16 protein-coding genes are annotated in these 22,749 nt (G+C 46.6%); 2 read left to right on the top strand and 14 right to left on the bottom strand.

What is annotated here, in order from left to right; translation table 11 throughout:
- Positions 1-173 precede the first annotated feature (173 nt).
- The 8 genes from UF06_RS03515 to UF06_RS03550 all read right to left on the bottom strand — a co-directional run bounded on the left by UF06_RS03515 (position 174) and on the right by UF06_RS03550 (position 10,943).
- Positions 174-1,982: a methyl-accepting chemotaxis protein gene (locus UF06_RS03515; RefSeq protein WP_045569202.1), complete on the bottom strand. Its 1,809-nt coding sequence runs from the start codon at positions 1,980-1,982 to the stop codon at positions 174-176.
- A 1,270-nt stretch (positions 1,983-3,252) separates the two neighbouring features.
- On the bottom strand, positions 3,253-3,855 hold the full coding sequence (locus UF06_RS03520) for a DJ-1/PfpI family protein (protein ID WP_045569203.1): 603 nt from the start codon (positions 3,853-3,855) through the stop codon (positions 3,253-3,255).
- A 5-nt stretch (positions 3,856-3,860) separates the two neighbouring features.
- Complete coding sequence (locus UF06_RS03525; RefSeq protein ID WP_045569204.1) at positions 3,861-4,505, bottom strand: bifunctional 4-hydroxy-2-oxoglutarate aldolase/2-dehydro-3-deoxy-phosphogluconate aldolase; 645 nt, start codon at positions 4,503-4,505, stop codon at positions 3,861-3,863.
- Positions 4,506-4,507: 2 nt separating this feature from the next.
- A complete protein-coding gene (locus tag UF06_RS03530; protein WP_052702512.1) occupies positions 4,508-5,464 on the bottom strand; it encodes a sugar kinase in 957 nt (318 codons plus the stop codon).
- A gap of 122 nt (positions 5,465-5,586) precedes the next feature.
- Positions 5,587-6,441 (bottom strand): tagatose bisphosphate family class II aldolase, encoded by an 855-nt coding sequence (locus UF06_RS03535; RefSeq protein ID WP_045569206.1) that lies wholly within the window; start codon positions 6,439-6,441, stop codon positions 5,587-5,589.
- A gap of 88 nt (positions 6,442-6,529) precedes the next feature.
- Positions 6,530-8,014, bottom strand: coding sequence for a DUF2264 domain-containing protein (locus UF06_RS03540; RefSeq protein WP_045569207.1), 1,485 nt, complete (start codon positions 8,012-8,014; stop codon positions 6,530-6,532).
- Between the two features lie 93 nt (positions 8,015-8,107).
- Positions 8,108-9,706, bottom strand: coding sequence for a sulfatase-like hydrolase/transferase (locus UF06_RS03545; RefSeq protein WP_045569208.1), 1,599 nt, complete (start codon positions 9,704-9,706; stop codon positions 8,108-8,110).
- Positions 9,707-9,716: 10 nt separating this feature from the next.
- Positions 9,717-10,943, bottom strand: a complete 1,227-nt coding sequence (locus tag UF06_RS03550; protein WP_045569209.1) for an anaerobic sulfatase maturase — start codon at positions 10,941-10,943, stop codon at positions 9,717-9,719.
- A 248-nt stretch (positions 10,944-11,191) separates the two neighbouring features.
- Between UF06_RS03550 and UF06_RS03555 the strand changes: the two genes are divergently transcribed.
- Positions 11,192-14,086 (top strand): chondroitinase family polysaccharide lyase, encoded by a 2,895-nt coding sequence (locus tag UF06_RS03555; protein ID WP_052702513.1) that lies wholly within the window; start codon positions 11,192-11,194, stop codon positions 14,084-14,086.
- Positions 14,087-14,133: 47 nt separating this feature from the next.
- Positions 14,134-17,286, top strand: coding sequence for a chondroitinase family polysaccharide lyase (locus UF06_RS03560; protein ID WP_052702514.1), 3,153 nt, complete (start codon positions 14,134-14,136; stop codon positions 17,284-17,286).
- Between the two features lie 93 nt (positions 17,287-17,379).
- Here the strand turns inward: UF06_RS03560 and UF06_RS03565 are convergent, their stop codons facing one another.
- The 6 genes from UF06_RS03565 to agaF all read right to left on the bottom strand — a co-directional run bounded on the left by UF06_RS03565 (position 17,380) and on the right by agaF (position 22,709).
- Positions 17,380-18,081, bottom strand: a complete 702-nt coding sequence (locus UF06_RS03565) for a carbohydrate-binding family 9-like protein (protein ID WP_045569210.1) — start codon at positions 18,079-18,081, stop codon at positions 17,380-17,382.
- Between the two features lie 236 nt (positions 18,082-18,317).
- Complete coding sequence (locus UF06_RS03570) at positions 18,318-19,394, bottom strand: glycoside hydrolase family 88 protein (RefSeq protein WP_045569211.1); 1,077 nt, start codon at positions 19,392-19,394, stop codon at positions 18,318-18,320.
- A 12-nt stretch (positions 19,395-19,406) separates the two neighbouring features.
- On the bottom strand, positions 19,407-20,171 hold the full coding sequence (kduD, locus tag UF06_RS03575) for a 2-dehydro-3-deoxy-D-gluconate 5-dehydrogenase KduD (protein WP_045569212.1): 765 nt from the start codon (positions 20,169-20,171) through the stop codon (positions 19,407-19,409).
- Positions 20,172-20,271: 100 nt separating this feature from the next.
- Positions 20,272-21,102: a 5-dehydro-4-deoxy-D-glucuronate isomerase gene (gene kduI, locus UF06_RS03580; RefSeq protein WP_045569213.1), complete on the bottom strand. Its 831-nt coding sequence runs from the start codon at positions 21,100-21,102 to the stop codon at positions 20,272-20,274.
- A 12-nt stretch (positions 21,103-21,114) separates the two neighbouring features.
- Entirely contained in the window at positions 21,115-22,269 is a 1,155-nt protein-coding gene (nagA, locus tag UF06_RS03585) for an N-acetylglucosamine-6-phosphate deacetylase (protein WP_045569214.1), read from the bottom strand.
- Positions 22,270-22,271: 2 nt separating this feature from the next.
- Entirely contained in the window at positions 22,272-22,709 is a 438-nt protein-coding gene (gene agaF / locus UF06_RS03590) for a PTS galactosamine/N-acetylgalactosamine transporter subunit IIA (protein WP_045569215.1), read from the bottom strand.
- Positions 22,710-22,749: the final 40 nt, after the last annotated feature.

The raw sequence follows: 22,749 nt of genomic DNA on the forward strand, positions 1-22,749 counted from the left end.
TACCAAAACGATATACCCAACAACTCCAAATGCTTGGTCTACAGACGCGCAAAGTATGCCAACACCCACTATTGATGCAAATGCCAATAAAAACAACTGCAAACCCAAACAGCCCTGAAATCATGCAATTGCATAAAAACCGGGCATGAGTGATCTATTTGGATATAGTAAAATTAAGACAGATGAAACTGAGAGACATGCTCATTGATGTCATCCTTACAGGCTGCTAGCTGCTCTGCGGTTTTTTCTAGCTGTTCAGCTCGCTCGGAGTAACGTCGGGTAATATCAACAATGACTTGCATGCTTTCGTTAAATGACTCAGCAGTCACGTTTTGCTCAACCGATGCCGACGATAAGTTAATCGCCTGCTCAGCAACATTACTGACTAAATCTTGAACATTATGCAGGTGTGAACCAATGTCATTCACTTGTTGATGAGAGGCAGACATCGCATTGCGGCTTTGTTCCATGACTTCAACCGCTTGTGAGGCATCTTCACGCAATGAGGTGATGATGGTTTTAATTTCCTGAGTCGAGCTTTGTGTTCGTTGTGCAAGCAAGCGTACTTCATCTGCCACCACCGCAAAACCACGCCCCTGCTCACCAGCACGTGCCGCTTCAATGGCGGCATTCAGTGCCAATAAGTTGGTTTGCTCGGAAATGCTATTGATGACTTCAAGCACGGAGCTGATGTTTTCCGTCCCTTTCGCTAGCTGCTCAACGACAGTGGATGCGCCCATAATATTGCTATCTAGTGTGGTAAAGCCCTCAATCGCGTCGTCGGTCACTTCATTACAACGATTGATGAGCTGCTGACTTCTGCCTGCACTTTCTGCAACTTCAGAAACACTGCCTGTAATCTCATTCATTGTTGCCGTCAATTGAGTCATCGCCGTCGCAACGAGTTCAGCTTCTGATAACTGTAATTTCGAGCCGTTATTATTTTCCGTTGCCATCACGAACACGTCTGCCGCGATAGTGTTAAGTGCACCAAGGTTATGACAGATATCTCCCACCATAGCACGTAGCGATCTCGTCATATCGTTGATCGCAATCGCAAGGCTGGCCATTTCATCTTTACCTTTTGTTGGCAAGTGATGGTGTAATTCACCCGCAGCCAAGCGCTTTACAATACGAATAGTCTCATTAACCGGATTAACCACAGAACGCGTAATCACCAAACCAATAATGAAGCTCGCAATAACGGAAAGCAGGCAAACCACAATACTGACTATCGAACTAAAGTGCTCCGATTCCTCCATTTGGGTTTCAATGTTACTTGCTAACGTTTTGGCGCTATCACGCACTTGTACTGCATATGTGTTCATTACTTCACGAGTATGAACAAGGTTAGAAACATACAGAGCAACTTGATTTAACTCATTTTGATATTCAGCAACTTCGTTGTCCGTCACCATGATATTGCGATTCCACTCTTCAAGCTGGTGCTGCCACGCTTCAATCAATGACGGTTCTAACTGCAGTTCAACCTGCATTCTTACTTTACTTAGTTGTATTAATCTTAATTGTGCGTTGTCAGATAAAAACTCACTTGCCCACTTTTCTTCTACTTTTCCAAGCTGCTTATTAATGCTTTGAACCTTATTCATCTGTTGGTTGAAGGCATCAAACTCCTGCCCATAAGCGACACTAGCCAATTCAAATGCCTCAACTAACTTACGGTTATCCGGATGAGTGAAAATATGCTTATTAGCAATAAAGTTCTCTAAGTTAACCTTATGCCACTTTTTGAAACGTTGAGCATAAACAGGGTCTCGTGTATTAAGGTAGCTATTTTCTAATACTTGTAAACCAAACACTTCACGTACGCCAACATGTGCTTCAATCAACTGACTGACTTGGCTCTTCGTCACCGTTCGAGAGCGAAGACCTTCTCCGTAAATCACTAACGACAATAGTATGATAATAGCGAACCCGGCTCCTAGTCGTTTAGCAAAACTATACTGGTTCAAATGAAACATCTGATTTCCTCATGAATCTATTAAATAAAACTACGCATCTTGTTGAATTCAAACACACTTATCTCACGCAGATTCATAATCATCTGAATACTATATTATCCTATCTTATTTTTAATTATCCCGTCGTGACCTCACACACAAAACGAAGCACAACGAAACCTTACGAACCTTTCATGTTGTGTTAGTGAAAAGAAAGAAAAACGTTTACTAGGGCCTATTTACCTTTTGTGGTTAAATTTTGTTCGATGCAAAGGCGTTTTAATCGCGACGAGAGGTTTGCAGCCGTCATTCCGCACCTAATTATCTAATAAATAATGTAACTTTCATCACATAACGATTAATTTGGTCATCCAATGGTAGCACCCAAGTCGGTTTCTGATATCAATATTCGGTTAAACTATCTCTCACTACTATCAGGAGGTTAAACGTGACTCGTCATCAAAAATCACATGCCTCTCTGCAAGTGCCTCAAAGGCAGCAAGTTTTCGCAATTGTTACGAACGTGTCGGCATCTTCGGCGAAATAAATTCTAAAAATAGCTGCGGAATCTCGGTTAGAAAGCAATAACTGCTGTTGGCAATTGCTCTAAACTAAGATTCACGATGGTATCTCCCTTGCAATGCTATTTTTTCCTTATTAACTGAGTGTATATGAAAAATATTTTTCCAGATCGAATCCAACCAGGATGATATTACTCATAAAGCTAAACTTTCTTGCATTTTTACCTTTTTACCAACTGATTTGAGTTGATATTCAGTTTACTGAAGTGAGTAGCAGCTATTCCTACCGCAAAAGTTAATTCTATCAGTCTCGATGTTTAAAATCGGCAAATAATGTCGATATGTAGCTGCATCCATATTTGAAAATATCAACAACAAAGCCTGATAAAAAATAGACGATAAACTTGAATGTGACTCTAGCTATATATTTAATAACATGCACAAGTCAACACAGAGGACATTAAGTAAATTACCACCTTCTAAAGAAGGTGGTTTTGTGTGATCCATCTAAAAGTGGGCCTAGAATAGAACCTTATAGCACCACCGTATCACTTCATCTATCCAAGACTAAATTTATGGTGGCGCTTAAAGAGTGCTACTAAACAAAACTATTGAGTTCGTTGAAAACATTTAACGTAAGCGATTGAATTTACTTTAGACGGATACGAAAAAGTAAGCATTTTTGATATAAGGCAAAGCCGAACTGAATGATAGATGGAATCTTTCATGGTTTAATGTTCAGTCTATGAACATTCCTTAACTTGTGCTTCTTACTGCGGTTTTTTATTTTTCCAATATTCAAAATAGATATGGTTTGCTTGGTTATCTACTTTTTCTATGCTATCTGGTAGCAATTTTTCTGCAACGGTAAATGTAAATTCAAACGCAACGCCAAGACCTTTGCCGGTAATGAATTTGTCAGCAACAACAATTTTTTTATCTACGTATTTACCGTCTGGGAATGCGCTGATCAAGTTGTCACCCGTTGAGTACTCACGGCCTTCTAGTAGCCCATGCTTAGACAAGACTTTTGCTGGTGCTGAGCAAAGTGCACAAATCCATTTGTCTAACTCGATATGACGCTTGATGAATGAAATTGCCATCTCGTTAACCGTCATATTGTCAGTGTTTTTGGGTCCGCCAACCATCGCGATCGCATCGTAGTTATCATCGAAGCAATTCGCTAGCGTATCATCTGCAGTGATACGAGTATTGAAGTACGTTGCTAGTTCCCTAGTTTCCATACAAGATAAAACGTCAACGTGAATGTTTAAACGTCTTAGGATATCGATAAAAATTACCGCCTCAGCATCTTCAAAGCCATCCGAAAGTAATAAAGCTACACGTGGAGCTGTAGTCTTATGGTGTTCCATATTTATTAAACTCCGATTTTCTTAATGGTTTTGACCGTGTTTTGCACATTCTCAGCGATTGTATTCCAATCGTTGTCTGTGATTCGATCAACTGGTGCAATCCAAGTACCACCACAACATACTACTTCAGGAATTCTTAAGTAGTTGCTTAGGTTGATGATATTCACGCCACCTGTTGGCATTAGCTCAAGACCTTTGTATGGACCTGTGAGCGAACGAAGCATGGCAACACCACCAGACGCTTCTGCTGGGAAGAATTTTAGAGTGTTCAACCCCATTTCTAGCGCTTGCTCAACTTGAGATGGTGAGTTAACGCCAGCGATAATATGGATATTATTTTCTAAGCAGTAACGAACCGTGTTTGGGTTAAAGCCTGGAGAAACCACAAAGTCCGCCCCCGAGTCCATGGCAAGTTTTGCTTGTTCTGTATTGAGAACCGTACCTGCACAGATAATCATTTCAGGATATGCTTCACGCATTAGGCGGATAGACTCAGCAGCTGCATCGCTACGGAAGGTAATTTCTGCAGCAGATAGTCCGTTTTCTACTAGAACTTTTGCTAGTGATGGGGCGTCTTTGGCATCTTCAATTTGGATAACTGGCATCACTCGAAGTTGACGCAGTTTGATGTTAATTTCTTTAGTATTCATAATTATAAATTCATCATTGAGTTGATATAACGAGTGTTTTCCGCTGGAATAATAGCGCCTTTATGCTGAATCACTTCTGCAGCCAGCTTATTACCCCAATGGCAGCATTCTTTGAGTGTGCGGCCGGTGGCCCAGGCCGCAAGGAATCCAGCGTTGAATGAGTCCCCTGCCGCTGTCGTGTCAACGACATTAGTCACCACGTTACCTGTTGCCACAGCTACATTGTGTTCAGAATCGCTAAACATCGCTCCGTCTTTACCCAGCTTCACAATCACTTCGCTCACGCCAAAATTACGTAAACGGGTGGTGAGTGCTTCAGGGCTGATGTTTTCACCAAGTAACAACGCTTCGTCGTCACTGGTGACCAATGCGATGTCCGCCAAACGATAGAGTTTTTCTAGCCATTGGATGGCATGTTCCTTCCCTGCCCATAAGCGAGGACGGTAGTTGGAATCCACCGCAATTTTCACCCCTTGCGGTTTAAGTACTTGCAGAGAATCGAGCAGTGTTTGTTTGTCTTCTTCTGGCAAGATCGCCAGTGAGATACCCGATAGGTAAACCAGATCAAACGTGGCAAGTGAGTTCATAACGCAAGAGTAGCGTTCGTTCTGGCATAAGTAGCGTGCTGCCGAATCATTACGCCAATATTGGAAAGAGCGCTCACCGTCAGCCGCAAGTTCAATCGCATACAGTGCAGGAAGCTTATCTTGGTTGGTCATGACTAATGAGCAGTCAATCCCCTCGTCTTCCCATGCTGTTTTCATATGCTTGCTGTAATTATCAACGCCAAGCACAGTGATGTAGGCCGGATGAACCTCCGGTGCCAGACGTGATAGATACAAAGCGGTATTGAGTGTATCTCCGCCAAAACGTTGCTCTTGGGTAGAGAACGGTTGGCCAGACAGCTCAATCATACATTCACCAAGAATGGCAATTTTCTTATATGAAAATGTCGTCATTTAGGTTGTGTCCCAAAATTGAAAAAACCGATTGTGACCCCCTTTTGCTATTAGCTAGTAATAGTCACAATCGGTAAAGCACAAAATACTCTGAGGGCGAGGGGTCGTGCTAAAACGGGTAGTTATAGTTTATCTGCGCTGCGGCAAACGTTGATCTTCGAGATGATGACGTCACGCATGGCGGCTTTAGAAGCGACGTTGTAATGGCGAGGGTCATTCGCATCCGGGTTGTCAAGGAAGTACTGTTTTAGTGCGTTGGCGTACGCGATTTTTAGCTCTGTCGCAACGTTAACTTTACAGATACCCAGTTCGATACTGCGGGTGACGTCTTCATCCGACACGCCAGATGCACCATGCAATACCAGTGGTATGTCAGTTTTTGCTCGGATTTTTCCTAAACGATCAAAGTCCAGACGTGGCTCTTCTTTGTACATCCCATGAGCAGTACCAATGGCCACCGCCAGAGAGTCAATACCAGTGCGCTGAATGAATTCTGCAGCCGCATCAGGGTCTGTATACATTGCGTCTTTAGCATCAACAACAAGATCGTCTTCGATACCACCAAGACGGCCGAGCTCGGCTTCAACCGTACAATCCCATACGTGACAGAACTGAACGACTTTTTTAACCAGCTCAATGTTCTCTTCAAACTTGAAGTGCGAGCCATCAATCATTACAGATTTGATGCCGGCTTCAACTTTATTGCGGATATCTTTCATTGACTCGTGATGGTCAAGATGAAGCGCAATCGGCATGTGATAGCGACGTGCTGCTGCTTTACAAATATTCACCAGGTAATCGGTACCGGCGTAAGCGTAAGTACCAGGAGTACCCGCTAAAATAACAGGTGAACGCATTTCAGCTGCGGTCTCCAGTACGACTTGTACGGTTTCAAGATTGTGAATGTTAAATGCAGGAACCGCGTAACCGACTTCTTGTGCTTTACGTAGCATATCCTGAGTTGAAACTAAAAACATGATAGACCCTCCAATTCTTTCGACAACTTTCGTTATAATAATCGAAAGTTGACGAAAGTTAGCTGATCAAGATCACAGTTTGGCGGAACTAGAAAAAATTTGACATTTTCGAGCTATAGCACGTAATGCCTTTTCTCAAAAGGTTATTTTTGGGTCTGAATGCTCTTCCCAGCAGAATTTCTTTGCCTTTATCGAGGACGCTTTGGGTCTCTAAGCGTCGGCTCATCGGCGTTTGATCTTGAGTGTACTCCTGCTCAAAAATCACCACGACCTCTTTCGTTTCCTGACAACCAGTGACAAAAGCATAAATAGAAGGAATACGAAAGGAAAAATCTTCTTTTTCTACTGCGAGTGGCGCACTCTCTGCCTGCCATAATCCACATCGATCACCACAATACAGCGCGATATTGAGAGCGCGCAACGACCACAAACTGCTCGCTGGCCCGCTGTAGTTATCCGTGAGCCGTGCATCGCTAGCAAACAGCCCTTGTGTAGGCACACCATGCTTAAGCGCCCCATTGGCGATAAAGTATTCGAAGTTGGTTTGCAACGCGCGTTTCACCTCACCGGAATGGAGTGGTGTATCCATCGCGTCCTGTACATCAAGGTTTGCAATAAGTGGCGCCGCGGCGGCCAGGCGATAACACGCACTTCGCCCAAAAAACGGTAAGCCTTGCGGTGTGAATAAGTAACGGAACTTGCTGGAGAACTCACACAGATTGCGTCGAATGTAGTCACGGTCGAACTCTGGATTAATCTGATCGATCCAATACAGCGAGTAATGAAACCCCCACGCGTTATAAAAATCGTAGTTGCCTTTGGCGCCGTCTCGGAACCACCCTTCACCGACGTTGAACTCTTTCACCCGTTCATAACGCCACATATCAACGCACTCTCTACCGGTAAGCGATTGAATGACCAACTGAACGGTAACAGGGAATAAATGCCAGTTATTGTCGACCACTTGAACATGATTGACCTGTTCAAACCAGGCGATGATTTGATCTTTTTCGCTCTGAGTAAACGTATCCCATGCGCTCTCTTTGCTTGCCCATAACGCGAGTGCCAGATCGGCACTTTCGCACGTACGTTGGTCATAATCCTGGAGTGCGCCCCAGTAACCTTTATGTGTTGGGTTAGTGCCGGCAATAAAGGCGTGTTTTAACCAATTAATCGCATCGATCTTGCGCGCGTAAAACGGATCACTATCTTCAATTGGATCTCGCGCAGCCCAGAAGGCCAGCGTTGGCAAAACGCGGCTACACCCTTCCATCGCATCCATACGCGCACCCTGCTGGCTCGGCATGCCAGGATAATAAGCGTGAGTAAAATTATCGACACTGTAGTAAGCAAAAGCCTCAGCTATATAGTCAGCAAAATGCTCACACTTAGATTTAAGGCTCAACGAGGAATCACTGAATATCTGTTGGATTACGGCATCATTTTTACTCAGTGCATTTTTTCCGCGCAGCAGTTTGCTGATGTGTTGGCAAAACGTGCGCCAATAAAGTGCCAAATCTGGATGCTCATAGGGTATGGTCGGTCTTTCTGTGGCTTTAATGACTTTTTTCATCGGATACCTACATAAAAAAGGCTCCTGAAGGAGCCTTTTTTTATCTGTTACTGTTTGAATCAAAGGCTTCATTAATGAATGAAGACTTGGTCACTACTTCTTCGCTGACTCAGTCAGAATCTGGTAGCGGTCTTGGCCCCAACCCATAGGTGCAGGTTTGGTTTTGATCCACTCATAAAACGCGGCTTTCATCTCTGTGACTTTTTCAGGGTACTGTTTGGCTAAGTTGTTCGACTCTGAAATGTCTTTTGAGTAGTTATACAGCTCATACACATGATTACCATCGTCGTAAAAATGCAAAGACCACTCTTGATCTTTAATTGCCCACTCACCGCGAGATTTACGTTCAACGTAAGGGCTTGGCTCTACGTTGGGTTGTTTATAAGTGATCCAGTCCCAGTACTGTGACCAGAACGCGTCATTTTTCTCTGCATCATAGTGGAATGCACGCGGACCCGCCCAGTACAGATATGGGTGTGGCTTATTGCGCGCCCCTTGCATGGTTGGAAGAATATCAACGCCATCGACTTTCAACTCACTCGGAATATCAATCCCGGCAGCACTCAATGCCGTTGGCAGAATATCCATGGCCGATACTAAGGTATCGTTGGTACTGCGCTCTGGTAATACGCCTTTCCAGTGCGCAATGAATGGTACGTTAACACCACCACGGTAGCGCTGACCTTTGTATGCCTTATTCATGCCGTTACGAGGCATCGGAGATTCACCCACGGCGCCATTATCCGACAAGAAAAAAATGAGTGTATTTTCGTACTCACCTGTTTCTTTTAGCTTATCGATAATTTGGCCAATGCCTTCATCAGACGCATTGATGTGCGCATAGTATTTATCGACTTCCACGTTACCAGTATCGAACTTACTCATGTATTTATTCGGAGCAGGCTGTTCCAATGGAATGTGCGGTACAGAGTAAGCCAAATTGATAAAGAAAGGTTTATCTTCTTTATCAGCTTTATCAATGAAGTTCAGCGCTTCATTGGTCAGATTGTGCGTGAGGAAACCCCAAGCGGTAATGTTCTCATAGTTACGGAAAACGGCTGGGGAGTTGTAAACGGCAGAACCAGAGGCAAAGTATGAGTATGAGTAATCAAAACCGCGATCATTCGGGAAAAACCCTTTTTCAGGTTTTGAAATTTCATTATCGTGGTAGTCACGCGTTCTTTGGTTCTCAGGCACCTTGGTTTTGGTGATCTTGGCGTTGTGATATTTACCAATATTTGCGGTGGCATAACCATTTTCCTGGAACAGCTCAGGAAGCATGGTGACATCACGCGGTACGCCATGGTGCGCATCATCATTACTGTAGATGCCGAAGCTGTGAGGGAAGCGTCCGGTTAAAATCCCTGCGCGTGATGGGCCACACACTGGCGTCGCAACGTAAGCATTGGTCATGCTTACCCCTTCTTTCGCCAGTTGAGTCACGTTAGGCATGGCGCGTTTTGCCGCGTCATAGGCTTTGTCGAAGTCGACTTTATAACGATCAGAGACAAAACGTTTTTTCAGCACCTCTTTTTCGATTTCACCCATCGCAAAATCCAGTTGCTGCTTCCCCAAATCGTCCATGACAATGACGAGTACGTTAGGTTTCTCGTCTGCGGCAAGGGAGTGCATTGGCGCGGCAATACACGCGGCCCCAACCATCCCTGCAAGCACGCTCTTTTTAAATGACATGATTAACCTCTTAACGGTTGTAAAATTGCGCCATCATCGGCATAACATCAGCAGCCAGGCCACCACGACGGATAGCTTCAGACATGTGATGCATTGCAGGCGCTGTATGTGTGAAAATTGCTTTGTAAGATGGGCATAAATAGTTCTGGCGATGATGCTCACCTTCAATGACATTGATGCGATGTTTTGGGCAACCGCCGTAGCACAACTCTTGAACGTTACAGTTAAGGCATTGACTCGTTAGTGTTCTGGATTTATCAAGACCAAAGTTACGTTGTTGCTTACTTAAAGCCAGTTGTTTGATGTTCGTCTGCATCATGTTCCCAAGGCGATTGTCGTCGTAAACATAGTGGTCACAGGAGTACATATCGCCATTGGCTTCGATGATCATCGCCTGGCCGCAGTTTTTGGCCTGGACACAGACCGAAGCAGAATGTCCCATCCAGCAGGCTAGAATGCTGTCGAACATACGCACGTATACCTTACCTACATCGTTGAGTACCCACTCGTTAAAGACGTCGATCATGAACTTGCCGTAGCCTTCGGCCGGTACAGAGAAAGGCGCCAATTCAGCATTTTCAACCGGTGAGTAGGATTGCACGCCTTTGTTGCATTCTGGGCGAATTTCGACGATAGGAATAAACTGTAGGAACTGAGAGCCGAGGTCTTTCAGTGCATGGTACACCTCTTTCCCTTTGTCCCAGTTTTCATCATTGATGACAGTTAAGGTGTTAAATTCGACGTTGTACTCTTTGAGCAAATCGATCGCTTGCTTAACACGCTGGAAAGTCGGTTTACCGTTGACCGATACGCGGTATTTATCGTGAATATCGGCTGTGCCATCGACCGAAACGCCAATCAAAAAACGGTTTTCAGCAAAGAATTCTGCCCATTGGCGGTTAATGCCAATTGCGTTGGTTTGAAAGCTATTGTGAATGGTTTTGCCGTTAGCAAATTGCTTTTGAAACTGAACCACTTTTTTAAAAAAGTCCAATCCCGCCAAGGTCGGCTCTCCGCCTTGCCAAGCAAAATCAATCACGTCAGCATCCTGAGATTCAATGTAATCGCGCACGTAACGTTTAAGGACACTGTCACTCATCAGATCTTGATTGCCTGAGTTCGGCGTGTGAATGGTGTCTTCTTTTTCTAAGTAAAAACAGTAGTCACATTTAAGGTTACAACGGTAACTGACGGGCTTAGCCATCATGTGAAAGTGTGTGGGTTTGCCTTTAGACATTGTGGCCTCCACGGAAGCGGTTCTTTAACAGGGGAATATACGTGAAACAGAAGCAACGACCAATGTTCTAGATCACAAAGCGAAACAAAACAAAAGTTTTTTTGTTTTTATTCGAAAGCATTTGTAGCAATATAAAAAGCAAATGTAAGCAGAGTTAGTTTTAATTCATGTCAGGCTCATTGCTAAGGTCAGCACTTATTATTGCTAGTGTAACATCCGCTTCTTTCGCATACGCGAGTACTTCACCGTTGCAATCCACCATTATCAGCTTTGAAGAACAAACGCGGCCAACGTTTGTTAGCCATGGTGAAATAAGTAAAAAACGTGCGATTTTAGGCGAGCAATCGTTACTTTGGAAATGGCGAGCTGGCGATATCCTTACGATCAAAAAACGCATCCAGCGCTACGATAACAAGCAAGCGAAAAAAGCGTTTGGTAAGAAAGCAACTCAAGTCATTTCGTTTTGGGTTTACAACGAAGTACCGTTAGATCAATCGATGACCTTGTTACTTTCAAAGCAAGGCAATAATCCAAGTGAAAAAGCGATTAACCTCAATTTTAAAGGATGGCGCGCCTTTGGGTTATCTTTGGACAGTGACTTTGAGCAGCCCGTCACTAAAGAGCTCGATACCGTTCAGTTTGTGGCACCAACTCATGACTCTGGTGAGCTATTTATCGACCGAGTGATGTTTTCTATTGATGATGGCCGTTATCAGTGGTCGGATTATCATGTCAAAAACAGAATGGCAGGCCATTTCCCAGAGATCGACTTTGGATTACCCACTTCTTTACCTGAAGCGACTGAGCAACAAAAACAAGCGCTGAATGCGGTCAAACAAAAAACCATCACATTACTGGCAGACAGCAACATCAGACTTCCTGCTCTGCGAGCTAAATTTGATGACTTCCAAATACGAGAAGTGGAAGGAGTAATTCGTGGTCGGCACATTCTTACCGATAAGCAGCAAGTCATTTATAACTCACGCTATCTATTGCCTGAAGATTTAGAAGACTTTAAAGAATACGCCATTTTAGGAAAAAAAGACCAATTCGGGATCATCCAGCACCTTGGTTACTCCGATCTCATGCTCGATATTGCCAGTCGCTATGTTAAAAACAAAGATGCCGCAGAACGCGCGGCATTGTCTGAAATGTATCTCCTCATGACCAGGCATTTGCTCGATCAAGGTTTTGCTAAAGGCAGCAGTCTTGTCAGCACCCACCACTGGGGCTACTCATCACGAGGTTGGTATTCTTCCGCGTTGCTGATGCAAGATGTGCTTGAGCAGAACGACTTGCTGCCAGAAGTCTACGACGCTTTGCTTTGGCATGCGCGTGAGTTTAAAGCCAGCTTCGATATGGAGATAAAACCACAGAGCTCCAATTTAGACTATTTTAATACGCTATCTCGCCAGCATTTAGCACTCATTTTGCTCAATCCCGATGAAAAAGAGCGCGTTGCATTGGTGAGTAAGTTTGGCCATTTTATCACTCAAGCTCTGGCGCAAACACCACCATCGTCTTTTGATGGATTGCGTGATGATGGTACCGCTTATCGTCATATGGGGCATTACCCGAATTATGCGTTTCACGGATTTGATCATATCGCACAGGTCATTTATGCCCTTCACGGTACCGAGTTTGCGGTTCAAAAACCGGGATTGGATAAGCTTAAAAAAGCCATGATCGCTGGCTGGATTTATTCTAACCCTGTGGTGCCCATGGGCATTTCCGGGCGCCACCCTTTCGATGATTTAAGCGTTAAACGTTACGCGCAAGGTATGAAGTTATTAGCCAAAAGCTACCCACAGCTTGATGAAGAGTTGGCTTCGATTTATCTGCAAATCAGGGGATTATCTTCAAAAGACAGTGCCAAACATTTTGGAAAAACCATCTCTCCAGCCACCCTGCCGGAGGGAAGCTGGTCGTTTAATGGTGGTGCGTTTGCCGTACATCGACACGGCACGCAAATGGCCTTTATGAAAGGGTATAACGATGTGGTATGGAGCTCTGAAATTTATACCCACGATAATCGTTACGGCCGTTATCAAAGCAATGGCAGCGTGCATGTGATGCCGTATGGCAAGCTGAAACAACACGGCTATCAAGAAAATGGCTGGGACTGGGCGCGTAACCCTGGCGCAACCGGAATTAAAGTCGATTTAGATAAACTCGAAAGTTTTACTCGTGATTCCCTGATGATGTATTCGAAAGAGGGAAAAAGCGCCGCTACCTCTTTAGACCAGAAGCATACCATCTTTAGTCACAAACACGTTGAGCGCAAATACCCGAATTTTGACCCCACATTCCGCGCCAATAAGCACGTATTGGCGACAGAAAACATGCTTTACATGACGGGAAATCACATTAGCAATTCTCTTAGTGACCATGACGAAGCAACGGAAACCACCTTATTCCAACTCGCCACCAACGGCAGCGCGACCAGCATCAATATTAATGGCTCTCTCCATTCTGATGCGAACTTAACCATCACACTGACCAATCACGACTGGTTAATTGATAGCAATAACGTGGGTTACTTTCTGATTGATGTGGACCCAGTTCGGGTTACCCGAAGCGTACAACACTCAGGCCATAACAAAACCAAAAAAGCGACTCAAGGCGAGTTCGTGACCGCTTGGATCGATCACGGGGTAAACCCGACGAACGCCCACTATGAATATTTGGTGGTGATGAATACCACAGCTGAAGAAATGCAGCAGTTCGCACAGCGTTATAAAAACGCCGCTCGTGATGCATCCGAAAAACCGGGCGAAATTCTAGAAACCAGTGATAACCACCACCTTGTCAGAGTAAATGGCTTATATGGATACAGTGCCTTTAGTGCTGCTCACTTCTCTCACGGTGTCTTGCAAGACGTCAGTCAAGCCGCTCAAGTGTTGGCACAGACGTTAGCAAGCGGAAACGTCAAACTCAGTGTGTCCGCGATGGATCTCAACCTCGTCAAAGAGTGGGCGTATGGGCCCACAGAGGCACCAAACAAGCCGGTCATCATTGAGCTGACTTTTCGGGGTAAGTGGCAAATAGATCAGGCCATTCGCCATCAATACCGCGACAACACAACCATAGTGACCATTTCAAGTCTATTTGGCGCCGCCACTGAATTTGAAATAAAACCCTAACAAATGCTTTGAATAACTTGAGACATGATTCTCACTTGGATACTTCAATGAAAAAAACCGCTCTCCTTCCTATAAATAAAGTCGCACTGTTAATTGGCAGTGCTTTAATGGCGCAAAGCGCTTTCGCTTCCCTTACACCCACGATCCTTAGTTTTGAGGAAAGCAGCATCCCGACGTGGATTAACAGCGATGTAACGGCGGTTAGCCTAAGTACTAAGCGCGCGATATTGGGTGATCAATCGCTCTTGTGGCAATGGAACGCAGGTGAAAAATTAGTGATAAATAAAACATTCACCCGCTATACCGATACCGAAGCTCGTGCACTCTACGGCAGTTCAGCCACACAGATTATTTCCTTTTGGCTGTATAACGAAACGCCAAGCGCATCCCACGCCACGCTGACGTTAGCCAATCCTGATGGCGCTTACCCACGTACCACCACCATTAATTTAAACTTCACCGGGTGGCGAAACGTGACACTATCACTTAATAATGACTTTACGTCATCAGTCCCAAATAAGTTTGGCCAAATCATACTAAACGCACCAAACACTGGTTATGGTAAGTTATATATTGACCGCATTATGGTATCCATTGATGACAGCCGTTACCAATGGAGTGATGATCAAATCACCACACGTTATCCAGTCGAAGAGATTAATTTCGGCCTGCCGGAGAACTTACCCGCACCGACCAGTGCAGAGCTCGCGGCCATCGAACAAATCAAAACCAGATTGATACAAAAGCTCGGTACGGGCAGTTCTAACCTTTCTGGCTTAGAAAGCAAATTCAATAGCTTTAATATTATCAAACGAGCTGATGGCACCATAACTGGCCGCCACCTTATTACTGATCCGCAGCAAACGCCGTACCAACCGAACCACCTCTCTGCGCAAGATAAAGCGGACTACAATGATTACGTCCTTCTGGGTGAAGGCGATAAATACAACTCAAAAATCACGGGATATGCTCAATTGATGCTTAATCTGGGCAAGGCGTATCACAATCCTCTTGCGAACAAAGATCGCATTGCTGAAATGTATACTCTCATGACAGAACACATGTTCGACCAAGGCTTTGTCGACGGCAGTGCGCTAGGAACAACCCATCACTGGGGTTACAGCGGCCGTTGGTGGTACCTTTCGGCATTGTTAATGGAAGAGCCTCTGCGTCAAGCGGGCCTGCTCGATGAAACCTATAAAGCGTTACTGTGGTTTTCTCGTGAATTCCGTAACCGTGGCTTCGAAATGAAGGTTACCCCAAGCAGCACGGATATGGACTTTTTCAATACCCTGTCACAGCAAAATCTGGCAATGATATTACTTAATCCAGATGAGAGAGAAAAAGTCGCACTGCTGCATAAGTACGCCGATTTCCTCTCTGCAACCCTTGATCGTAATCCTCCGGGCTACAACGATGGTTTTCGACCGGACGGCACCGCATGGCGACATAAAGGTCACTATCCAGGCTATGCATTCACAGCCTTAACTAGCATCGGGGATCTTGCTTATCTGATGAAAGGTGATGAGTTTGGCTTCCAAACTGGCGCTCTGGACACGATAAAAAAAGCCATGATATCAGCATGGATTTATACCAACCCGACGGTTCCTTTGTGTATAGCAGGTCGTCACCCTTTTACTGATCTATCCGTCAACAGCAATTTTGCTGAAAGCATGAAAAATATAGCCCTTAGTTACCCTACGGTAGACAAAGAGCTAGCGAGTATCTATCTCACGATAACTAAGCAAAGTGCAGCTCAAAGTGTGACTATTTTTGGAGAATCCATTACCCCAGCGACCTTGCCTGAGGGGAGCTGGACCTTTAACGGTGGTGCCTTTGCTGTTCATCGGGTAGGCGATCGTATGGCGATTTTCAAAGGGTATAACCAAGACGTTTGGTCTTCAGAAATCTATACCAACGATAACCGTTACGGTCGTTACCAGTCGCACGGCTCGGTGCATGTACTCCCGCTCGGGGACCCTGTCACTCATGGCTATAAGCAAGATGGATGGGACTGGAACCGTAATCCGGGCACTACCACTATCCACTTACCCATCAACGAGCTTGAAAGCCCTCGCTCTTCTACGCTGATGATACTCTCTGATGTCGGCTTATCGGGAGCGACATCGTTAGAAAACCAATACACACTATTTAGTTTTAAACATAAAGCACCACAAGATTTAGACCGTTTCGAGCCAAGCTTTGAGATGAACAAACATGCGCTAGGCTCAGAGAAATTTATCTATTTGACGGGTAATAACATCCGTAATCTGGATGGCAGAAATCGCACTGAAACGACTCTATTTCAATTGGCAATGCGTTCAGGAAAAGGGGTAAATATTAATGGTGTTGATTATACGGGAAGCACATTAAATAAAACCTTGCAGTCAGGCGATTGGATCATTGACGACAACCATGTCGGTTACTACCTCGTGAACACCGATCCGGTAAAGGTATACCGTGGTGGGCAAACGTCAAAGCATAACAAAACTAAAGCCGTTACCTTTGGCAACTTCTCTAGTGCTTGGATTGACCATGGCGTTGCTCCGAATAATAAGCAATACGAATACATCATGGTGATGGAAACTACACCACAAGAGATGACGCAACTGGCGAGCGCATTTAAAGCGCAACCACGTTTTGTAACCTTGCAAAGTGATGAACTGCGTCAAGTGGTGAAGGATACGTCATCCAATCTCTTCGGTTACACCAATTTTGCTGAGTCTACCTTTGATCAAGGCTACATCACTCATGTAGACAAGCCGTCTCAGACGCTGCTTCGTGTTGATGCCCTACAACAAAAAATGGTGTTATCAGGCGCATCACTGGATCTTAACTACCAAAAAGGCGTAGATAACCAGTTACTGCCAGATTTAACCACCGGACCTGATCCTGTCAGTATTACTTATACCATCAAAGGGAAATGGCAACTTTCAGCCGGTGATGCGCAAGTCGCCATCTCTGGCGATGAAACCATGGTGACATTAAGCAGCGACTTTGCCATGCCACAAGAAGTAACGCTCACAACAACGAGCTTGCCACTGATCCCTATGGAACCATCGATTCCAACGCAACCGGTAGAGCCAGAAGCACCCGAAGAACCAACATCTCCATCATCTTCAGGTGGCAGTGGTGGCTCGACATCACCATTACTGTTGTTTGGACTGGGTCTATTAGGTCTATTGCGTTATCAGCGTTAAGACGATGAATGCATCGCAACATAGAGTTTGCGATGCATCCGCGCATAAATATCGTCTTCAATAAAAAAGCGCCAATCAATGGCGCTTTTTATTTTATTTAACAAGTTTGCATGTACCAAAAGGTTTTGGATTATGAAACGCAGGTTTTGGAAGCCTAGGATCATTCCACGCAATCCAACCCATATCGATACCGCTTTCTGTCTTAGTAAACTCCGCACGCATTAGAGCGCAAATTAGCTCAGTTTTGTCATTATTATGCCACAGCTGCATATTGGTTAACGTCGACATCGGGATAGAGCCTTCGACCAAGTAGCCATAATCCGTGACGGTAGAGCTAGTTTTTAGCCCTTCCCACTCATATTCTATTAAAGAGGTGCGTTTATTAATTTTCGTATCGAAAGTACCTATCGCGCTATATATTTGATCTTTAGCATCGATCTCCATCGTGTAATATTTTTCTAGATCGCGATTTTTCGCTAAAAATATTTCAACGCGGTCGGAATCCAAGGCGCCACGTTCACCTTCGCCAATCGTGACATGCTTGTCATCCACTCGGTAACGGAAATAGATGGCTTCATCATCCCAAACTGCTTTAAATTCGGTCGCAGGTGCTAGTTTTGTATCCCAAGGAAAAGTAAACTGAGTCAGAGCGTCCGCTTTTCCCCATGCGCCATCATCTTCATTTGCATCAATAACTGGCGCATTTTCAACATGTTGAATCAAATAGGTGTCGCCTGCGTAAATAGCAGATGAGAAGAGTACAGAAGCAATACTAATCGCAATGAGTTTTTTCATAAATATTCCTAAAAAGTATTTACATATTAAAGATAAATATATTTCACATTACGCGGCAATTTTATCAAAAATGTATTTATAAAACTTTGATTTAACCTATAAAAATATATTAAATACAAAAATAAATAGAATAAAAAAAGAAAATACATATGTGATTTTATTATTTTACTTTATTTTTTATCCATAAAAAAAGCGGCGCATTAGCGCCGCTCTCTCTTTACCATTTATGCTGCACGTTACGCTAGCTTCGATACTTCAATCGCCGCCAGAATAAACGCCCCGGCCCCGTAATCTATGTTGTGCTCAAACTGCACATCACGCGGGTTGAATGCCGGCAACTGTACCCAGCCGATCATGCCGTTGTCATGAATAGCTGTTTCTAACGCCGCCCACGCTTTGTGCACGATAGGCTGGTAGGTCGCGTCATCCAGTAAACCCTGGTTGAGGCCCCACGCCAGTCCAAAGGTGAACAGTGCCGTTGCGCTCGATTCCGGTGCCGGGAACGAATCCGGATCCAGCAGGCTCGCCCGCCAAAAACCGTCGTCACGCTGGTACTTCACCACTTCTTTGGCGAGGTTAACGAACAGGGTGCGGTAGCACTCGCGCTCGTCAAAGTTTTCTGGCAGACGCTCGAGGATGCGCGGCACGGCGGCCAGCATCCAGCCCAGTCCGCGCGACCAGAAGACTTTTTCACCATTGGCTTCACGAAACTCGCTGCCGCCATCCCCAAATTCGTTTCGGTACTTTTGCCCCACTTCGGTTGGCATGTAGCGATAATCACGGTAGTACAGGCCCGTCTCCGGATCGTACAGGTGATTCACCGAGTCCCAGAAGGCGTTGTGCATGTAGTTGACATACTTGTCGTCACCGGTTTCGCGTGACAGTGCCGCAAACGCCGGCGGCGCCATGAACAGCGAATCCACCCACCACCAGTCTCGGTGACCCGGTTTCGGATCGTTGACCATAAGGTCGAACGCTTTAATGGTTGGCTCTAACGCTTCCGGAATGTTCACCGTTGGGTACACGTCCAGGTACGCCTGCGCGCACACGTGGTCGTCGGCAAAGCGCGGGAAGGCGCCAGTACGAAAACCAGTGTGCAGGGTGTAATTCATCACCCCATAGAGGTACTCTTGATCGTCTGTCGCTTTCCAGGCGGCAGCCACGGTGGACCAGAAAACGCCGCGCTCCCAGTCGGTATCTTTGATGAAGCGCGTGGCCCCGCTGCGGCGGATCACGCTGCGCGTTTGGTTTGCCACTTGGTAGCGGTAAACGCGTTTCATCTGATCCAGTACGTGCGCTTTATTGAGTGTCATGCCGGCTCCTTATTAGCGAGCTAACCAGCCGCCATCCACGGCAAGAGTATAACCAGTGACGTAGTTTGAGGCGTCTGAAGCTAGGAAGGTGACCGGGCCTTGCATGTCGGTTGGTAGACCCCAACGACCCGCTGGGATGCGCTCCAAGATAGCCTGGTTGCGCGCCGCGTCTTCACGCAGAGCCTGAGTATTGTTGGTCGCCATGTAACCCGGGGCGATCGCGTTCACCTGGATGTTGTGGCCAGATAGTTCGGTCGCCAAGGCGCGGGTGATGCCCATTACGGCCGATTTAGAAGCGGTATAAGAGATCACGCGAATGCCGCCTTGGAACGAGAGCATGGAGGCGATGTTGATGATTTTGCCGCCTGACTGCTGCGCGATGAAGTGTTTTGCCACTGCTTGAGATAGGAATACCACAGCTTTTTGGTTGATGGCGATGACGTCATCCCAGTTATCTTCTGAGAAGTCGAGCAGGTCTTCACGGCGGATGATGCCGGCGTTGTTCACTAGGATGTCCACACGCCCCATGATCTCAACCGCTTGGTCAACAAGCTCGGTCAGTGCTGCCTTGTTTGAGTTGGCAATAAGGTTCGCGTTGATGTATTCAAAACGACGGCCTTCGGCTTCGATCATCGCTTTGGTTTCTGGTGCGTCTACGTAGCCAATACCCAGTACATCAGCGCCGGCTTTGGCCAGCCCCACGGCCATGCCTTGACCAAGCCCCGTATCACAGCCAGTGACAATCGCGACTTTACCTGTTAAATCGAACATGTTCATGATGCATTTCCTTTATAAAGCAGCCCTCACGCACGGTTGTCTTCGAGGGTGAGCATGAGAGCGTGTATTAATCGTTAGTATGAAAAATCAGTCGCCTGATTTAGCGTAAGTCAGACATGGCCACGTGGTCCATGTCGTCAAAAGTCTGGTTTTCCCCACACATAGACCAGATGAATGAGTACGCGGCGGTGCCAACACCGGAGTGGATCGACCAACTTGGTGATATCACGGCTTGTTTTTCACGCATCACGATGTGACGGGTTTCCGTCGGCTCGCCCATGTAGTGGAACACGACGTTGTCATCCGTCATGTCAAAGTAGAGGTACACTTCCATGCGGCGCTCGTGCGTGTGGCATGGCATGGTGTTCCACAGCGAGCCCTGGTGCAGTTGGGTTAAGCCCATGGTCAGCTGACACGTTGGCAGCACCGACGGCACGATGTATTTGCTGATGGTGCGCACGTTGCAGTTTTCGGCCTTGCCCAGCGTGACTTTTTCTGCATCATCGAGGGTGATTTTGCGCGTTGGGTAGGCGTGGTGCGCCGGGGTGGAGTTCATGTAGAACTGCGCAGGAGTACTGGCGTCAACGCTTTCAAAGGTGACGTCTTTGGCGCCCATACCGATGTACAAAGCTTCGCGCTCGGCAATCTCGTAGACCTGACCATCGACGGTGACTTTGCCCGCTTCGCCAAGGTTGATCAGACCCAATTCGCGACGCTGCAGGAAGTACTCCACGCCAAGCGCTTTGCCTGCGGCTAACTCCAGTGGCTTTTGCGTTGGGACGATGCCACCAAAAAGGATGCGATCGATGTGCGAGTAGGTCAGTGTGATTTCACCGTTGACAAACACGGTGTCGACAAGAAATTGTTCACGCAGCCCGTCGGTGTCGAGCGTTTTCGCGTGTGCACTGTGAATGGGTTGACGAATATCCATTAGGAACCCTCGTTATTCTTGAGAATGAAATGCCCACTGCCCCTTGATTAGGGTGCGGTGAACGTGCAGTTGATCGTCCATGACGACCAAGCTGGCATCAAAACCGGCGGCAATCGAGCCTAAACGCTGCTCGAGTCCGAGGTAGCGCGCAGGCACAGCGGTGCTCATTTGAACCGCTTCCCATAGAGGGATCTTTGCATCGAATACCATGGTGCGCAGCGCTTTGTCGAGGCTGCAGGTGCTGCCGGCCAGAGAGCCGTCTTGGGTTATGGCGTTGCCATCGGTGACGGTGACGGTTTGCGCGCCGAGGACATAGTCGCCATCGGGCATGCCACCGGCACGCATGCAATCGGTAATGAGGACCATTTTCTCGTACCCTTTCATGCGGTGCGCCAGATTCATCATCACCGGATTGACATGCACGCCATCGGGGATGATTTCGGCCAGCATGTCGTGATACAGCACCGCGCCGGCACAGCCGGGCTCACGGTGGTGCAGCCCCAACATGCCATTAAACAGGTGCACGCCACAGTCGGCGCCATGCTGATGTGCTTCGGTCACCTGATCGAAGGTGGCGCTGGTGTGGGCAACGCTGACTTTGATCCCGCGAGCTACCAACCAGTCAATCACAGCCATCGAGCCGTCGTATTCCGGCGCGAGTGCCACGCGCAGTAAGGAGTCACCGGCGCAGGAGCTGAGCTGCTCAAGCTCATCCAGTGTCGCGGCTTTTAAAAAGCGCGCTGGGTGCGAACCACGAAACGGTTCGGTAAAGTAAGGCCCTTCTAAGAATGAGCCTACCAGTTCGGCGCCCGAGGTCTGGCCTTGTGCGATGAAGTCGTTCACGCCACTGAGCGCGGCGTGGATCTCGTCCATCGGCGCGGTGACGGTGGTGCCACACCAGGCGACAACGCCCGTTTCAGGTAGGGCATCGCTGATGGTTTGTAGCGCCTCAGGTGTGGCGTCCATGACGTCACAACCGGCGCGGCCGTGAATGTGAATATCAACAAAGCCAGCCATCAGAGACAGGCCTTCAAGGCGAATGCACTCACAATCACTTGGGATCTGCTTGGTCACCGCTTCGATGGTATCGCCATTGACGATCACGGCGGTGGCGTGCTCCACCCCATTTGGGGTGAAGACCTTATCCGCTAATAGGGCGAAACGCATACTTATAAACCGTTGTCGTCATCTGCCGCGGCCGCGCTGATTTTCGCGAGCGCCTGACGCATCGATTGCATGGTCGAGCCACCGATTTCCAACAAGGTTTCGACCAAGTCGTCGAGGTTGCTGCCATCGCGCTCAAACGCCGAGTTGGCGATCATCGCTAGGTTCACACCCGCCACTATTTCTATATTCGGGGTGTCCAGCATGATGTTCATCGCACGGTTGCATGGTGAGCCGCCCAGAACATCACATAAAAATAGCACGCCGTCACCGGTGTTGACCGCTTTCGCTGCTTTACGTAGCTCGTCTTCTAAATCGTCAGTAGACATGGATTCCAAGAAGTCGACAAATTCAAACTGATCTTGTTCGCCAGCGATGGCGTGAAAGGCCGACTGCATGCCGGTCGCGAAGTTGATGTGGCCTGAAACAACAATACCAATCATGAGAAAATTCCTTAAAAATAAGGGGAAGCGATTGTTTCCC

Origin of the sequence: Vibrio sp. S234-5, from assembly GCF_000960595.1 — a bacterium.
In the GTDB taxonomy this organism is placed as follows: domain Bacteria; phylum Pseudomonadota; class Gammaproteobacteria; order Enterobacterales; family Vibrionaceae; genus Vibrio.

Coding starts and splice junctions, on each gene's coding strand:
- UF06_RS03515 (WP_045569202.1), bottom strand. CDS start 1,982: ATGTTTCATTTGAACCAGTATAGTTTTGCTAAACGACTAGGAGCCGGG.
- UF06_RS03520 (WP_045569203.1), bottom strand. CDS start 3,855: ATGGAACACCATAAGACTACAGCTCCACGTGTAGCTTTATTACTTTCG.
- UF06_RS03525 (WP_045569204.1), bottom strand. CDS start 4,505: ATGAATACTAAAGAAATTAACATCAAACTGCGTCAACTTCGAGTGATG.
- UF06_RS03530 (WP_052702512.1), bottom strand. CDS start 5,464: ATGACGACATTTTCATATAAGAAAATTGCCATTCTTGGTGAATGTATG.
- UF06_RS03535 (WP_045569206.1), bottom strand. CDS start 6,441: ATGTTTTTAGTTTCAACTCAGGATATGCTACGTAAAGCACAAGAAGTC.
- UF06_RS03540 (WP_045569207.1), bottom strand. CDS start 8,014: ATGAAAAAAGTCATTAAAGCCACAGAAAGACCGACCATACCCTATGAG.
- UF06_RS03545 (WP_045569208.1), bottom strand. CDS start 9,706: ATGTCATTTAAAAAGAGCGTGCTTGCAGGGATGGTTGGGGCCGCGTGT.
- UF06_RS03550 (WP_045569209.1), bottom strand. CDS start 10,943: ATGTCTAAAGGCAAACCCACACACTTTCACATGATGGCTAAGCCCGTC.
- UF06_RS03560 (WP_052702514.1), top strand. CDS start 14,134: ATGAAAAAAACCGCTCTCCTTCCTATAAATAAAGTCGCACTGTTAATT.
- UF06_RS03565 (WP_045569210.1), bottom strand. CDS start 18,081: ATGAAAAAACTCATTGCGATTAGTATTGCTTCTGTACTCTTCTCATCT.
- UF06_RS03570 (WP_045569211.1), bottom strand. CDS start 19,394: ATGACACTCAATAAAGCGCACGTACTGGATCAGATGAAACGCGTTTAC.
- kduD (WP_045569212.1), bottom strand. CDS start 20,171: ATGAACATGTTCGATTTAACAGGTAAAGTCGCGATTGTCACTGGCTGT.
- kduI (WP_045569213.1), bottom strand. CDS start 21,102: ATGGATATTCGTCAACCCATTCACAGTGCACACGCGAAAACGCTCGAC.
- nagA (WP_045569214.1), bottom strand. CDS start 22,269: ATGCGTTTCGCCCTATTAGCGGATAAGGTCTTCACCCCAAATGGGGTG.
- agaF (WP_045569215.1), bottom strand. CDS start 22,709: ATGATTGGTATTGTTGTTTCAGGCCACATCAACTTCGCGACCGGCATG.